This is a genomic window from Lederbergia panacisoli, from assembly GCF_024626525.1.
Lineage (GTDB): Bacteria > Bacillota > Bacilli > Bacillales > Bacillaceae_C > Lederbergia > Lederbergia panacisoli.
In genome coordinates, this window is the sequence record NZ_JANJGU010000009.1 from 80,456 (window position 1) to 95,225 (window position 14,770).

A 14,770-nucleotide genomic window follows, 5' to 3' on the forward strand; every position below is an offset into this window, starting at 1 on the left:
CATATATGGATAGGATTTTTAGATATGAAATCCCAACGACAATTGAGTTTGGAAATGGAGCAGTTAATTTTTTGCAAAATCATATAGCGGCTTTAAACGGTACGAAAGCGTTAATTGTTACAGATCCAGGAGTTGAAAAGGCTGGTGTGGCTCGTGTTGTTAGTGAAGTGTTAGAAAAAGCAGGAATCCCATATGAAATATTTAATGAAGTTGAGCCAGACCCGGATATCGAAGGAGTAATGAAAGGTAAAGAACTCGCGTTGGAAATGAATTGTGACGTTATCTTGGGACTTGGCGGAGGAAGTTCATTAGATACGGCAAAAGCCATTGGTTTAATGCTTGGGAATAAAGGCCATATTAGGGATTATGTCGGAATTAATAAAGTACCGAATAAAGGAAAACCTGTAATCGCAATTCCAACTACTGCAGGGACGGGAAGCGAACTAACGATATGGTCAGTATTATCTGACAAGCTTCAAAAGGTTAAATTGAGTGTTGGGAGTTCGTTCAATTGCCCCGATCTTGCACTTTGCGATCCGGAATTGACACTATCATTACCTGCGAAGGTGACAGCTGCAACAGGTATGGATGCCTTGACACATGCATTGGAATCCTATGTAAATAAAGCGACCCAGCCAATCTCCGAGGGGAAGTCTTTACAGGCCATGAAGTTAATAAATGAAAACCTGCGTACAGCTGTTGCACAAGGAGACAACAAAGAAGCAAGATACAATATGCTCCTTGCAAGTTTAATAGCGGCTATGGCATTTAATTCTACTAGACTAGGTCTTTCCCATGCATTAGCTATGCCTTTAGGAGCCTATTTTCATATACCTCATGGCACCGTTAATGCAATATTATTACCTGAAGTAATGGAATTTAACTTGGTTGGAAATATCAGCAAGTTCCGTGAAATAGCGAAACTATTTGATATGCCAATTGAAGGATTGTCACCTAGGGATGCTGCATATCAATCCGTTGTTGCCGTTCGTCAATTAAAACAAGATATAGGTATTCATGAAACATTATCAGATTTTGGAGTTACAGAGAAAGATTTAAATTTAATCGCAGAAGAAGCAATGGAATCGGGAAATGTTCCTGTTAATCCTAGACTTACTTCGACTGAGGATTTAAAAAATATTTGCAGAGCAGCTATGGGAATGAAAGGGTGATAAGTTAGATGGCAAATAAGATGCGGGACTGGATTGAAGCGCATTCTGGAGGGATTTTTAAAAATTATATTAATGGAGAATGGCTTGAAAGCAGAAGTGGTCAAACATTCCCATTATATGAATCTGCCATTCCTAATAAGGTTCTCGGGCTTTTTCCATCATCAAATAAAGATGATGTAGAATATGCTGTTCAAACTGCACATGCTGCTTTTCAACTATGGAAAAAAACAACTGCCTCTGAAAAAGCCAAAGTTTTAAATGAATTTGCTGATTTATTGGAGCGAAACGAAGAAGAATTAGCCTATATTCTATCTTCTGAACAAGGAAAAGTGCTTAGTGAGTCACGGGGGGAAGTTAAGAGGGCAGCAGCTGAGACGCGTTTTAATGCTGGTGAGGCATATCGGGTAAATGGCATGACCGTTCCCTCTGAAATTCCCGGAATAACATGTCAAGTAATATCTCAACCAATAGGTGTAATTGCAGCGATATCTCCTTGGAATTTTCCCATTGTCACACCAGTTAGAAAAATTGCACCAGCCATTGCCTATGGCTGTACTGTAGTTTTAAAACCATCATCTGACACACCTTGGTCGGCAGTAAGATTAATAGAATTATTGCATGAAGCTGGTCTACCAGAAGGTGTAGTCAACTTGATTAACGGATCGGGAAGTAAAGTTGGCGATTCGTTAGTAACTCATCCATTAGTAAAAGGAATTAGTTTTACAGGTTCAACTAAACTTGGTATCCAGATTAATAGAACAGCTGCAACTAGATTAATAAAAACCCAGTTGGAAATGGGAGGGAAAAATGCCGCAGTTGTAGCGAATTATCATGATCTAGAATTTGCTGCAAAGCAAATTGTAAGTGCTGCTTTCACATGCTCGGGTCAACGTTGTACGGCAATAAGTAGAGTAATTGTGTTAGAAGAACAGGCAAATGAGCTCATCGAACATCTGAGGATATATATGGAGGCTATTCGGGTCGGGCCGGCATGGGAAGAAAATGCAAACATGGGGCCAGTGATAAATCAACATCAGTATGAAAATATTCTTGAATATATAGAGTTAGGAAAAAGTGAAGGTGCCGAAATTATTCTAGGTGGAACCGTCGCCAAAATTGAAGGCAACAAAGAGGGTAATTATATATCACCAACACTTTTTGTAAATGTTCATAAAGATATGAGAATTGCCCGTGAAGAAATTTTTGGCCCTGTATTAGTTGTTTTAAAAGCCAAAAATATGGAAGAGGCAATTGAGATGGCTAATAGTACCGAATATGGACTGGCTGTATCTGTTTTCACGGATAATTTATCAATTTCAAACCAATTCAGTGAACAAATTGAGGCAGGGATGGTTCATGTCAATCACGGAACAGCAAGTCAATCACATATTCCTTTTGGTGGAGTGAAAAATTCCGGGTTTGGTGCATTCTCGATCGGTCATTCGAATCAGGACTTTTATACATCTTCGAAAGCTATTTATGTTAAGGCTTAATGGTGTTTACTGCCCTTTACAAAGGGGGTCTTTCGAAAGAAAGATGTATCTCTGTTAAAAATATACGAAACAAAAGAAGGAGGAAAAAGGGTGAGCAAACTGTTGAAAAAGCCGTTTTTGTTACTCATTGCTGTATTTATGTTAGTAATAATGGCAGCGTGTTCAAAGGATAGTTCAGGAGGATCAAGCGGTAGTTCAAGTGATGGCTCAAAAAGTGGATCTTCAAAGGATGAAAAGGTAGAAATCCGCTTTGCTTGGTGGGGAGATACAAGTAGGAACGAAGTATATAACGGAATCGTTGATAGGTTCGAAGAGGAGCATCCTAACATTACAGTGAAAAGGGAATTTGGAGGTTGGGATGAATATTGGGATAAGCTTGCAACACAAATAGCGGGTGGAAATGCTCCCGACGTGGTTAGCATGCATCAATTTTATGTTTCCGACTATGCACGGAGAAATGCTTTGTATAATTTAAATCAGCTAGTAGACTCTCAGAATATCAATCTATCCGATTTTCCAGAATCGGCAGTAGACAGCGGAAAAGTTGATGGAAATATCTTCATGGTGGCGCAAGGATTGACGATGCCTGGATATGCATTCAATACTGCGGTATTTGATGAACTTGGTATAGATTATCCGGAATTTGATTGGACATGGGAAGACATGGCTGAAAAAGCAGCTGAATTAAAACAAGCAATAGGTGACGAAAAAAAATGGGGATTAGTTGATTCCAGTGGAGCCTATAATAATATATTTCGATATTTTACCCGTCAAAGAGGTAAGGATCTTTTTACCGAAGACGGAAAGGTTGGTTACGATAAAGAAGATGTAGTCGCATGGTGGAGTATGTGGGATGATCTTCGGAAGAAGGATTTAATTCCCGACGCGGCAACTGGAAATGAATTTGCCAACGCGCCTCTTGAAGCTAATATGTTTGTAACAGGGGTAACTGCGATTGGGCAATTCCCGGCTAATCAAATTAATTTGTATCAGGAACAATTTGATAATGGTGAAATTCAGATGGTTAGGATTCCAACAATGGCTGGGGCTCCGAACGGGGAATATATTGAAGGTGCCTATTTAAGTATTGCCGAAAAATCAAAGCATCCTGAAGAAGCAGCCATGTTTATTGACTTCTTTATAAACTCTGAAAGGGCTGTTGAACTATTTAAAGTTCAGCAAGGTCCTCCAGCAGGTACTAAAATGTCTACTTTAGTTATGGATTTAATTGATCCTGCAGAAGCAAGAGCAGTAGAATTCATACAAAAAACAGTTCCGCTAGGAAGGCCAGCTCCTTATGCACCGGCTGGAAATAATGAAGTAGTTCAGGCTTTTGAAGATAATGCTGAGGCAATAGCTTACGGGCAAAAAACCGTAGAACAAGCAGCTGAGGATTTTATGAAACAGGCAGAATCTATTTTACAATAACCAATCAAAAGAAATAGATGGAACTCAATGATGCAATGATTTTAGGTTAAGTAAACATCATTGCATCATTTTTTCGATAGGTTAAATCTATTATAAGGAGTTGGCTTTTATGACTTATATGAAGGCCTGGTGGCATAAAAATTGGGTGGGATACTTATTCCTTACTCCATGGCTGCTCGGCATATTAGCATTCACTGCCATACCAATGGGGGCTTCTCTATACCTTTCATTCACTAAGTACGATATGTTTACCGCTCCAGAATGGATAGGTTTAAAAAACTATCTGTCAATGTTTAATGATCCAAAATGGCAAAGCAGTGTATTAGTAACACTTAAATATGTTTTTCTTGGTGTTCCCCTCCAATTAACATTTGCCCTCTCTGTTGCGCTTCTTTTAAAACGAGGAATTCGGGGTGTTGGTATATACCGAGCAATGTATTATGTACCTTCATTATTTGGAGGAAGTGTGGCTGTCGCAATCTTATGGCGTCAAATATTCGGTGGAGACGGACTTGTTAATAATTTATTAGGATCAATCGGTATTAAGGGAATGAATTGGATTTCAAATCCGGACTCGGCTCTATATACACTTATCATTTTAATGATATGGCAATTTGGTTCTTCCATGGTTATTTTTTTAGCGGGATTAAAGCAAGTTCCAATTGAACTATATGAATCCTCAACGATAGATGGGGCCGGACCAGTAAAACAATTTTTTGCTATCACCCTCCCATTGATTACTCCAGTAGTGTTTTTCAATCTAGTAATGGGGATCATTGGAGCATTCCAAGCTTTTACTTCCGCATACATCGTAAGTGGCGGTAGTGGAGGACCTTTAGATTCAACACTATTCTATACTTTATATCTTTATCAAAAAGGATTTACTCATTTCCAAATGGGATTTGCTTCAGCAATGGCGTGGTTTTTATTAGTTGTTATTGCTTTCGTAACTGCCCTCGTCTTTGTTTCATCCAAAAGATGGGTCTATTACCAGGAATAGAGGTGAACATTCTTGAATACTGTAAAGACTACAGAATCGCTAGTGAGGGATGAACCTCTAGTGAGAAGAAACCATTATAAAAGCAAGAAGAACTTTAGGAATATGTTTATTCACATTTTTATTATTTTGCTCGGGGTGGCCATGCTGTATCCATTGCTTTGGATGGTCAGTAGTTCTTTTAAGATACAAACAGAAATCTTTACAGGTATATCTTTTTTTCCAACAAAAGTAACCTTTGAAAATTACGTAAATGGTTGGGCTGGTTTGTCCGGTATTACATTTGGCAGGTTCTTTATAAATACCTTTTTTATCATATTTATAGGAATCGTTGGAAATGTATTATCTTGCTCAATGACTGCTTACGCTTTTGCTAGACTAAACTTTTCAATGAAAAAAATATGGTTTGCGATAATGCTCGTGACTTTAATGCTGCCATTTCATGTTACGATCATTCCTCAATATATTATTTTTAACCATCTAGAATGGGTTAACACATACCTCCCTTTAACTTTACCGAGGTTTTTTGCGGTAGAAGGTTTCTTCATTTTCCTTCTTGTTCAATTTATGAGAGGTATTCCAAGTGAGTTAGAACAAGCTGCGAAAATTGATGGTTGCGGGCCAATCAGAATTTACTGGTATTTAATGATGCCACTCTCATTACCTGCGATAGTCACAACAATGATCTTTACATTTATTTGGACATGGAATGACTTTTTTGGTCAGCTGCTCTATATAAGTAATATCGATTTATATACAGTTGCGCTTGGATTAAGAATGTTTCTCGATTCTTCCGGAAAAAGTGCCTGGGGTTCAATGTTTGCCATGTCTACGTTATCCTTAGTTCCTTTGTTTGCAGTCTTTATCTTTTTCCAACGTTATTTAATAGAGGGAATTACTACTGGTGGAGTAAAAGGTTAATCATATTGCAACCAAAAATTAATTGTGAAATTAGGAAGGTGAATATATTTGAGGATAGCTGTTGGAAATGATCATGCTGGCTACCCTTTAAAAGATTATATTATTAATCTTTTAAAAGAATTAAATATAGAGGTTATCTATTTTGGCAGTAATAGCAAATCACCTGTTGATTTTCCAGATATAGCCGAGAAAGTATGCAACGCGGTACGCAATAAAGAGGCTGAACGAGGATTAATGATTTGCGGGACTGGTGTTGGTGCAAGTATAGCCGCTAATAAATTTTCAGGAATTCGGGCAGCCGTTGCACATGATACATATTCTGCCCACCAATGTGTTGAACATGATGATGTGAATGTTTTATGCATAGGAGCACAAATAATAGGTGAGCGCCTCGCAAAAGAAATAATGGCAACTTTTTTGAAATCAGAATTTAGTACTGAGGAACATTTTAGAAGAAGGGTGAATAAGCTTCGAGAAATAGAGTTAAAAACAGCACGTGAACTACAAAATTATATTAAATAGAACTATTTGGTAAAGGACATGCGCACGAAGTTTTTTGTGCCTTGTTCTATTTTTCTTTTTTATACCGATTAATAAAGGATATTCAATCTTCAATATAGAAACAATCTAACATGGTAGAGTATAGTTTCATATTTTTTTGGCGCTTACAAAGAAAAAATACAAAAAACTTGAAAGGTGGTGTTTTTATAGATGAATATTTACCAAGCCGTAACTATGAATGAAAATGATAAAGTTGCAGTTGCTTTAAAAAATGTAGAAAAGAACTCTACTGTAGAATTAATGCATAAGAATGAAATGATCAAGGTTGTACTGCTGGATGATATTGATTTTGGCCATAAGTTTTCAATCGTTCCGATAAAAAAGGGAGAGAAAATTTTAAAATATGGAGAGGTCATTGGCGCTGCAACAAGAGATATCGAGGTAGGAGAACATGTTCATGTGCACAATCTAGAAGGAACCCGTGGGAGAGGTGATCAAGTTGGATAAACAATATAATTTGTTGGGATATAGACGACCGGACGGAAAGATAGGAATTAGAAATCATGTGCTTATTTTGCCTACAATTACTTGTGCAGTCCAGGTTGCGAAGCAAATCACTCAGTTGGTGGACGGAACTGTTTCCTTCGTACATCAACATGGCTGCGCTCAAGTTGGCATCGATTATGATCAGACATTTAGGACATACGTAGGTATGGGGTGCAATCCTAACGTATACGGCGTCGTTGTATTGGGACTTGGATGTGAAACTCATCAAGCCAGGAGTGTGGCGGAGGAAATCAAGAAATCTGGTAAACCAGTGGAAACAGTATCAATCCAAGATTATGGTGGGACATTAACGGCAATCGCCGAAGGTGCAAAAATTGCCGCAAAAATGGTCCAGGATGCTTCCGCACAGCAAAGAGTGCCTTTTTCATTCGATGAATTGATTATTGGTACCGAATGTGGAGGATCTGACGCTTGTTCAGGTATTTCTGCGAATCCAGCTGTTGGGGCAGTGAGTGATATGATTGTTGACTTAGGTGGAACCTCTATTTTGGCTGAAACAACAGAATTAATTGGTGCCGAGCATTTACTTGCCGATCGAGCTGTAGATGACAGTGTTGCCAAAAAAGTGTATCAAGTGATTTCCCTTATGGAAAATCGAGCTATCCAGATGGGTGTTGATATTAGAACTGGAAATCCAAGCCCAGGAAATATTAAAGGTGGCCTAAGTTCTTTAGAAGAAAAATCGTTAGGAGCTGCAACAAAAGCGGGAACGAGACCTTTACAAGAACTGATTAATTATGCGGAAACACCAACTAAAAAAGGGTTAGTTTGGATGGACACTCCTGGTCATGATATCGAGCAATTAACAGGAATGGCTGCTGGTGGAGCTCAAATTGTTTTATTTACTACTGGAAGGGGAACCCCAACAGGCTCACCAATTGTGCCAACTATCAAAATTGCGACAAATACAGGTATATTTGAAAGAATGGAAGAAAACATTGATATGAACGCAGGAACAATTATAGAGGGAAAAGAAACAGTACAAGAAGTTGGAAATCGGATTTTAGATGAAATAGCCTCAGTTTCTATGGGGAAAAAAACGAAGGCCGAGATATTGAAACAACATGACTTTGGAATTTGGAGAATAGGACCTACCTTTTAATCTTGTTTCAAATCTATATATACTAAATCACACTGAGGAGGACATAAAAATGAAAACGTATTCTAATTACATAAGCGGGGATTGGATTCCTTCAGTTTCTGGAAATGCAAATGAGGTTATCAATCCGGCAACGCAAGAAGTTGTAGGACATTCACCTGTTTCAACAGTAGAGGATTTAGATGCTGCTGTTCAAGCCGCATCCGAGGCAAAAGCTAGTTGGGCAAGCCTTTCGGGTGCAGCAAGGGGCGATTATTTATATAAAGTGGCAAACTTACTTGAGTCTCGCTTGGATGATATCGCAGAAACAATGACAAGAGAAATGGGGAAAACGTTCCCCGAAGCAAAGGGAGAAACGGCTAGGGGAGTGGCTATTTTACGATATTATGCCGGAGAGGGTATGCGTAAGGTAGGAGACGTCATTCCTTCTACTGACAGTGAAGCATTCATGTTTACGAAGCGTGTCCCATTAGGAGTCGTAGGAATCATTACCCCGTGGAACTTTCCAGTGGCGATCCCAATTTGGAAAATGGCCCCTGCACTCATTTATGGAAATACGGTTGTTATTAAGCCGGCCTCTGAAACTGCTATCACAGCAGCGAAAGTAATAGATTGCTTCCATGAAGCAGGACTTCCAAAAGGAGTCGTCAACATGGTCACTGGTCCCGGAAGTGTCATAGGAAATGGAATCGTGAATCACCCTGGAATTGCGGGAATTTCATTTACTGGATCGGACGTAGTTGGAAAACAAATTGCAAGGGGCGCTGTTGAAAGAGGAGCGAAGTTTCAGCTGGAAATGGGCGGGAAAAATCCGGTCATTATCGCTGAAGATGCCGACCTCGATAAAGCGGTAGAAGGTACGATTAGTGGCGCATTTCGCTCAACTGGTCAAAAATGTACAGCAACTAGTCGAGTACTTGTACATAGAAATATAAAACAAGCCTTTGTAGACAAGCTTCTATCAGTCTCGGAATCAATCAAAATCGGAAATGGATTGGAAGAGGGAGTTTGGATGGGACCATGTTCGTCCGAGTCTCAAATGGAAACCGTTCTTTCCTATATTGAAAAAGGGAAGAAAGAAGGCGCGAAACTTCTATTTGGCGGCAATCGCTTGACAGGTTCAGGATATGATGAAGGGTTTTACGTTGAGCCAACGATTTTTGATGAAGTCGATAGCAAGATGCAGATTGCTCAAGAAGAAATTTTTGGACCTGTAATTGCCATCATTCCGTTTGAAGATTTGGAAGAAGCATTTACATTGGCAAACGATACACAATTTGGTCTAAGCGCCTCTATATATACGGAAAATGTTGGGGCAATGTTAAAGTTTATTGATCGGGTTGATGCTGGATTAGTTCGAATTAATGCAGAAACAGCAGGCGTCGAACTCCAAGCTCCTTTTGGAGGGATGAAGAGTTCCAGTTCCCATTCACGCGAACAAGGTGAAGCAGCTATTGAGTTCTACACATCTATTAAAACTGTGTTTGTGAAAGGTTAATTTTATAGGCTCTTTTCCCAAACAATAATGCTATTTGATGTAAATCTAAATAATGAGAAAAAGATTTTTAAATGGGAAAAGAGCTACCAGCTTAATAAGATCCACTAAACTTCCTTATTAGGTGTAAAAGCCGTCTCTTGGGCTTTTACAAAACAAAGTTTAAGAAAATAGCCATTTTAAAAAAAGAGGAGACTTAAAACATGAGAATCATTCTTTATGCTGAATCAGAAAGGACACAATTGGCTGCCGTAACAGAAGATTTAAAGGTTTATCCATTGCCTTATGAAAATTTTCAGGAACTACTGAAAACATGTGATGAACAGCAAAAGAGCTGTCTTACTTTGGTTAATGAAGAGTTAGACGGAACGGAACCTATTGGGAAATCGATTGATGAATTGGATCTTATACTGCCTATTAATGCGGGGGAAGTTTGGGCAAGCGGGGTTACGTATTTAAGAAGTAAAGATGCGCGAAACTATGAATCACAAGGAAGTGAGCCTACAGTATCTTTTTATGACAAGGTATATGTGGCGGAGCGGCCAGAACTTTTTCTAAAATCTACAGATAAACGGACGATTGGTCCGAATGATCCGCTCTATTTACGATCTGATTCAACATGGCAAATCCCTGAACCCGAGTTAGGCCTTGTTTTAGACGAATCTGGAAATATTGTTGGGTACACTATCGGGAATGATATGAGCTGCCGGGATATTGAAGGAGAAAATCCTTTATATCTACCGCAAGCAAAAATGTGGAAGCACTCATGTTCCATTGGACCATCGATTTTACTTGCCGAGACGGTTGAGGATCCGTATGCCTTTGATATTACGTGCACTATTTTTCGGGAAGGTAAAAAGGTTTTTGAGGATACAGCCAGTACTTCTCAATTAAAAAGAAGGTATGAAGAATTAGTTGAATTTTTAAAGAGAGATAATGAACTCTTTCCGGGCACTGTTTTACTGACAGGCACATGTATTGTTCCTCCCAACGATTTTACGTTAAGAGCTGGTGATGAAGTAGAAATTGAGATTCCCGGCATTGGATTGTTGCGAAATCCAGTAGCGACGCAATAAGGAGGTATGGGAATGAATCATTTATTATCGACGACCTCTGAAGCGATTGAAAATATCCAAACAAAAGCAAAAGGCCCGGAAGGAAAGCTTCCGCTAACGGATTATATGCTGCGGAATGCTCCTAGTGGTGACCTGTTCGGGTTGTCCCAAAATGTTGGCATGGGCTGGTCGCCGAATAATTTGCGGGGAAAAGAAATATTGCTCCTTAGTACACAAGGCGGCATGAAGGATAGTAATGGCTTTCCGATAGCTTTGGGATATCATACGGGACATTGGGAAGTTGACCAATTGATGAAGGAAGCGGCGATGGAAATCAATCGTGCCGGTGGGATTCCTTTTGCTGCATATGTGAGTGATCCATGCGATGGAAGGTCGCAAGGAACGACAGGCATGTTTGATTCCTTTCCATACCGAAATGATGCAGCGATTGTATATCGCAGGTTAATTCGTTCACTTCCGACACGTAAGGCAGTTATTGGTATTGCTACATGTGATAAAGGTTTGCCTGCCATGATGCTGGCACTCGCTGCCATGCATGATCTCCCAACCGTTGTCATTCCGGGGGGAGTGACGCTGCCGCCGGAGTATGGTGAGGATGCTGGAAAAATTCAAACGATTGGTGCGCGATATTCCGCTAATGAAATCACACTCGAAGAAGCAGCGGAACTAGGGTGCAGAGCATGTGCAACACCTGGTGGAGGATGCCAATTTTTAGGAACAGCAGCTACAGCTCAAGTAGTGAGTGAAGCTCTCGGATTATCATTGCCACATTCGGCGCTGGCGCCATCCGGACAAGAAATATGGAGGGAAATGGCGAGAAATTCAGCCCGAGCTGTCATTGAAATGGAACAACAACGTATCACGACGAAGGATATTCTAACAGATGGAGCTATTCACAATGCAATGGTAGTCCACGCCGCGTTCGGAGGCTCGACCAATTTACTTTTACATATCCCGGCGATCGCCCATGCGGCAGGATGTACAATCCCGACTGTACAAGATTGGATCAAAGTAAATCGACAAACGCCAAGATTAGTAAGCGTCCTTCCGAATGGTCCTGAATATCATCCGACTATTCGTGCGTATCTTGCGGGTGGGGTGCCGGAAGTGATGCTGCATCTAAGAAATTTGGGCTTGTTAAATGAAAATGTCATGACGGTAACAGGAAAAACTCTGCGCGAGAATTTGGATTGGTGGGAGCAATCAGAGCGAAGAACTCAAATGAAAGAGCGTTTAAAAATCGCTGACGGTATTGATGCGTTTGAAGTCATCATGTCGAAGGATCAAGCCGAAAGGAAAGGCATGACCTCCACCATCACGTTCCCAACTGGAAATATTGCTCCTGAAGGATCGGTCATCAAATCTACCTCGATCGACAAAGAAAAAATTGATGAGAACGGAATTTTTTATCATAAAGGTGAAGCGAAAGTCTTTACGAGTGAAAGAGATGGAATTAGGACAATCAGGCAAGGGAAAATCGCGGCGGGTGATATCATGATTGTTTCTGGATGTGGACCGCTTGGAACTGGAATGGAGGAAACGTATCAATTAACATCTGCTTTAAAGCATCTTTCGTTTGGAAAACATGTGACATTGATTACAGATGCTCGGTTCTCGGGAGTTTCGACGGGTGCATGTATCGGGCATGTCGGTCCTGAAGGTTTAGCTGATGGCCCAATTGGAAAACTTCGAGATGGCGATATTGTTGAAGTGAAAATTGACACGGTTAATTTAGAAGGAAGAGTCAACTTTTTAGGCACTAAAGATCAACCGGTTTCTCCTGAGGAAGGAGCGCGGATTTTAAGCGAGCGAAAACCAAATGATATAAAACCTGCAGACAGTTTGCCAGATGATACTCGGTTATGGGCTGCATTGCAAAAAGTAAGCGGCGGTACGTGGCGTGGAAGTGTTTATGATGTCGATCGAATTATAGAGGTGCTTGAGGCTGGGGAAAAGGTGTTAAGTAAGGGTGAAGTAGATATCTTGTGAGCAAACATAATTACCCCCGTCTTATAAGGACGGGGGTAATTATTCTTTAAAGGGGCAGACCAAAGAGTTTGAAATAAAGTGATTTATTCTTAATCTCTTTCTCTTGCTCTCTGTGTATCTCTAATATTCTTCTGTACGGTTATCGCAGCGAATAAACTAAGAACAAAGGACATAGCGTAAAATCCCTTTTCGCTTAAAACGATACTTCCCGCATTGTATAAACCGATCGCCATTAAGGAAATAGAGACAATAAGTGCAACCCAACTAATCCCATAATAAATACTGGTAACCGGTATGCCCTCTTCTTTATCCCTTACTGCTTTTTGTAAAGATACTGCTGAATAAAGTCCAAATATTAAGACCGCAAAGTAATATCCTTTTTCATTCAACTGCATGGACGCGTTAAACAATCCGATAAGATAAGCCGTAACCCCTACTGCCAGCGCAGCCCAGGAAGCACCCTTAAAAGCTGAAGTCGGTTCTCCTTCTTTTCTTTCTACTTTTACCTTTGGAAGATCTTCTTTCCCCTTATCTAATAAAGTTTCAGGATCATTAGACATTAAATGTTTCCCCTCCATCCTTTTATCTAATAAACATTGAGCACCTTAGGTACACTTTAGTGCTTATTTACATCCATTATATAGAAATTCCTTACAAATAGTAGATAATTTTATTAATAGAGAACGAAAATATTCTTTCCACTAGGAGGTAATCGCTGTACATACTTATAAAATAAGTTCTTTGACATTAAGTAAACATTTGTGAAATTCACTTAGTTGTGCTGCGAAGCGTTTCGATGCACATAGGAATTGTGAAAGATTGTGAAGTTATTCTGCGCAAGAGCCTGATACGCATAGGAACTGTGATAAAAAGTGAAGTTGTTCTGCGTAAGAGCCTGATACGCATAGGAACTGTGATAGATTGTGAAGTTATTCTGCGCAAGAGCTCGATACGCATAGGAACTGTGATAAAAAGTGAAGTTATTCTGCGCAAGATCTCGATACGCATAGGAACTGTGAAAGATTGTGAAGTTATTCTGCGCAAGAGCCTGATACGCATAGGAACTGTGATAAAAAGTGAAGTTGTTCTGCGTAAGAGCTCGATGCGCATAGGAACTGTGATAGATTGTGAAGTTATTCTGCGCAAGAGCTCGATACGCATAGGAACTGTGATAAAAAGTGAAGTTATTCTGCGCAAGATCTCGATACGCATAGGAACTGTGAAAGATTGTGAAGTTATTCTGCGCAAGCGCCTGATGCGCATAGGAACTGTGATAAAAAGTGAAGTTATTCTGCGCAAGAGCCTGATACGCATAGGAACTGTGATAAAAAGCGATGTTATTCTGCGCAAGAGCTCGATACGCATAGGAACTGTGATAAAAAGTGAAGTTATTCTGCGCAAGATCTCGATACGCATAGGAACTGTGAAAGATTGTGAAGTTATTCTGCGCAAGCGCCTGATGCGCATAGGAACTGTGATAAAAAGTGAAGTTATTCTGCGCAAGAGCCTGATACGCATAGGAACTGTGATAAAAAGTGAAGTTATTCTGCGCAAGAGCTCGATGCGCATAGGAACTGTGATAAAAAGCGATGTTATTCTGCGCAAGAGCTCGATGCGCATAGGAACTGTGATAAAAAGTGAAGTTATTCTGCGTAAGAGCTCGATGCGCATAGGAACTGTGATAGATTGTGAAGTTATTCTGCGCAAGAGCTCGATACGCATAGGAACTGTGATAAAAAGTGAAGTTATTCTGCGCAAGATCTCGATACGCATAGGAACTGTGAAAGATTGTGAAGTTATTCTGCGCAAGCGCCTGATGCGCATAGGAACTGTGATAAAAAGTGAAGTTATTCTGCGCAAGAGCCTGATACGCATAGGAACTGTGAAAGATTGTGAAGTTATTCTGCGCAAGCGCCTGATGCGCATAGGAACTGTGATAAAAAGTGAAGTTATTCTGCGCAAGAGCTCGATACGCATAGGAACTGTGATAAAAAGCGATGTTATTCTGCGCAAGATCTAAATGAGCAGCACA

The 14,770-nt window shown here is 40.1% G+C and carries 13 protein-coding genes; 12 read left to right on the forward strand and 1 reads right to left on the reverse strand.

Translation table 11 applies throughout. The features are described 5' to 3' along the window. Positions 1–5 precede the first annotated feature (5 nt). From NQ185_RS13065 to NQ185_RS13115, 11 genes are all read left to right on the forward strand, one after another. On the forward strand, positions 6–1,172 hold the full coding sequence (locus NQ185_RS13065; protein WP_257582333.1) for an iron-containing alcohol dehydrogenase: 1,167 nt from the start codon (positions 6–8) through the stop codon (positions 1,170–1,172). An 8-nt stretch (positions 1,173–1,180) separates the two neighbouring features. Next, positions 1,181–2,665, forward strand: coding sequence for an aldehyde dehydrogenase family protein (locus tag NQ185_RS13070; RefSeq protein ID WP_257582335.1), 1,485 nt, complete (start codon positions 1,181–1,183; stop codon positions 2,663–2,665). A 90-nt stretch (positions 2,666–2,755) separates the two neighbouring features. Further along, complete coding sequence (locus tag NQ185_RS13075) at positions 2,756–4,093, forward strand: ABC transporter substrate-binding protein (RefSeq protein WP_257582337.1); 1,338 nt, start codon at positions 2,756–2,758, stop codon at positions 4,091–4,093. A gap of 109 nt (positions 4,094–4,202) precedes the next feature. Further along, positions 4,203–5,093, forward strand: coding sequence for a carbohydrate ABC transporter permease (locus tag NQ185_RS13080; RefSeq protein WP_257582339.1), 891 nt, complete (start codon positions 4,203–4,205; stop codon positions 5,091–5,093). A 102-nt stretch (positions 5,094–5,195) separates the two neighbouring features. Beyond that, on the forward strand, positions 5,196–6,011 hold the full coding sequence (locus tag NQ185_RS13085) for a carbohydrate ABC transporter permease (RefSeq protein WP_257582438.1): 816 nt from the start codon (positions 5,196–5,198) through the stop codon (positions 6,009–6,011). Positions 6,012–6,059: 48 nt separating this feature from the next. Next, a complete protein-coding gene (gene rpiB / locus NQ185_RS13090; RefSeq protein ID WP_257582340.1) occupies positions 6,060–6,533 on the forward strand; it encodes a ribose 5-phosphate isomerase B in 474 nt (157 codons plus the stop codon). Positions 6,534–6,722: 189 nt separating this feature from the next. Beyond that, positions 6,723–7,019 (forward strand): UxaA family hydrolase, encoded by a 297-nt coding sequence (locus NQ185_RS13095; RefSeq protein ID WP_257582342.1) that lies wholly within the window; start codon positions 6,723–6,725, stop codon positions 7,017–7,019. Next, the gene (locus NQ185_RS13100; protein ID WP_257582343.1) at positions 7,012–8,181 is read left to right on the forward strand and encodes a UxaA family hydrolase; all 1,170 of its coding nucleotides are present in this window, start codon (positions 7,012–7,014) and stop codon (positions 8,179–8,181) included. Before NQ185_RS13095 ends, NQ185_RS13100 begins: the two co-directional genes overlap by 8 nt. A gap of 49 nt (positions 8,182–8,230) precedes the next feature. After that, positions 8,231–9,676, forward strand: a complete 1,446-nt coding sequence (gucD, locus tag NQ185_RS13105; RefSeq protein WP_257582344.1) for an alpha-ketoglutaric semialdehyde dehydrogenase GucD — start codon at positions 8,231–8,233, stop codon at positions 9,674–9,676. Between the two features lie 200 nt (positions 9,677–9,876). Further along, the gene (locus tag NQ185_RS13110) at positions 9,877–10,749 is read left to right on the forward strand and encodes a fumarylacetoacetate hydrolase family protein (protein WP_257582345.1); all 873 of its coding nucleotides are present in this window, start codon (positions 9,877–9,879) and stop codon (positions 10,747–10,749) included. Positions 10,750–10,755: 6 nt separating this feature from the next. Further along, on the forward strand, positions 10,756–12,738 hold the full coding sequence (locus NQ185_RS13115; protein ID WP_257582347.1) for a YjhG/YagF family D-xylonate dehydratase: 1,983 nt from the start codon (positions 10,756–10,758) through the stop codon (positions 12,736–12,738). Positions 12,739–12,827: 89 nt separating this feature from the next. Here the strand turns inward: NQ185_RS13115 and yiaA are convergent, their stop codons facing one another. Beyond that, positions 12,828–13,298 (reverse strand): inner membrane protein YiaA, encoded by a 471-nt coding sequence (yiaA, locus tag NQ185_RS13120; RefSeq protein WP_257582348.1) that lies wholly within the window; start codon positions 13,296–13,298, stop codon positions 12,828–12,830. A gap of 236 nt (positions 13,299–13,534) precedes the next feature. On the opposite strand from yiaA, the gene NQ185_RS13125 reads away from it, so the two are divergent. After that, positions 13,535–14,758: a hypothetical protein gene (locus tag NQ185_RS13125; RefSeq protein WP_257582349.1), complete on the forward strand. Its 1,224-nt coding sequence runs from the start codon at positions 13,535–13,537 to the stop codon at positions 14,756–14,758. The last annotated feature ends 12 nt before the right edge of the window (positions 14,759–14,770 follow it).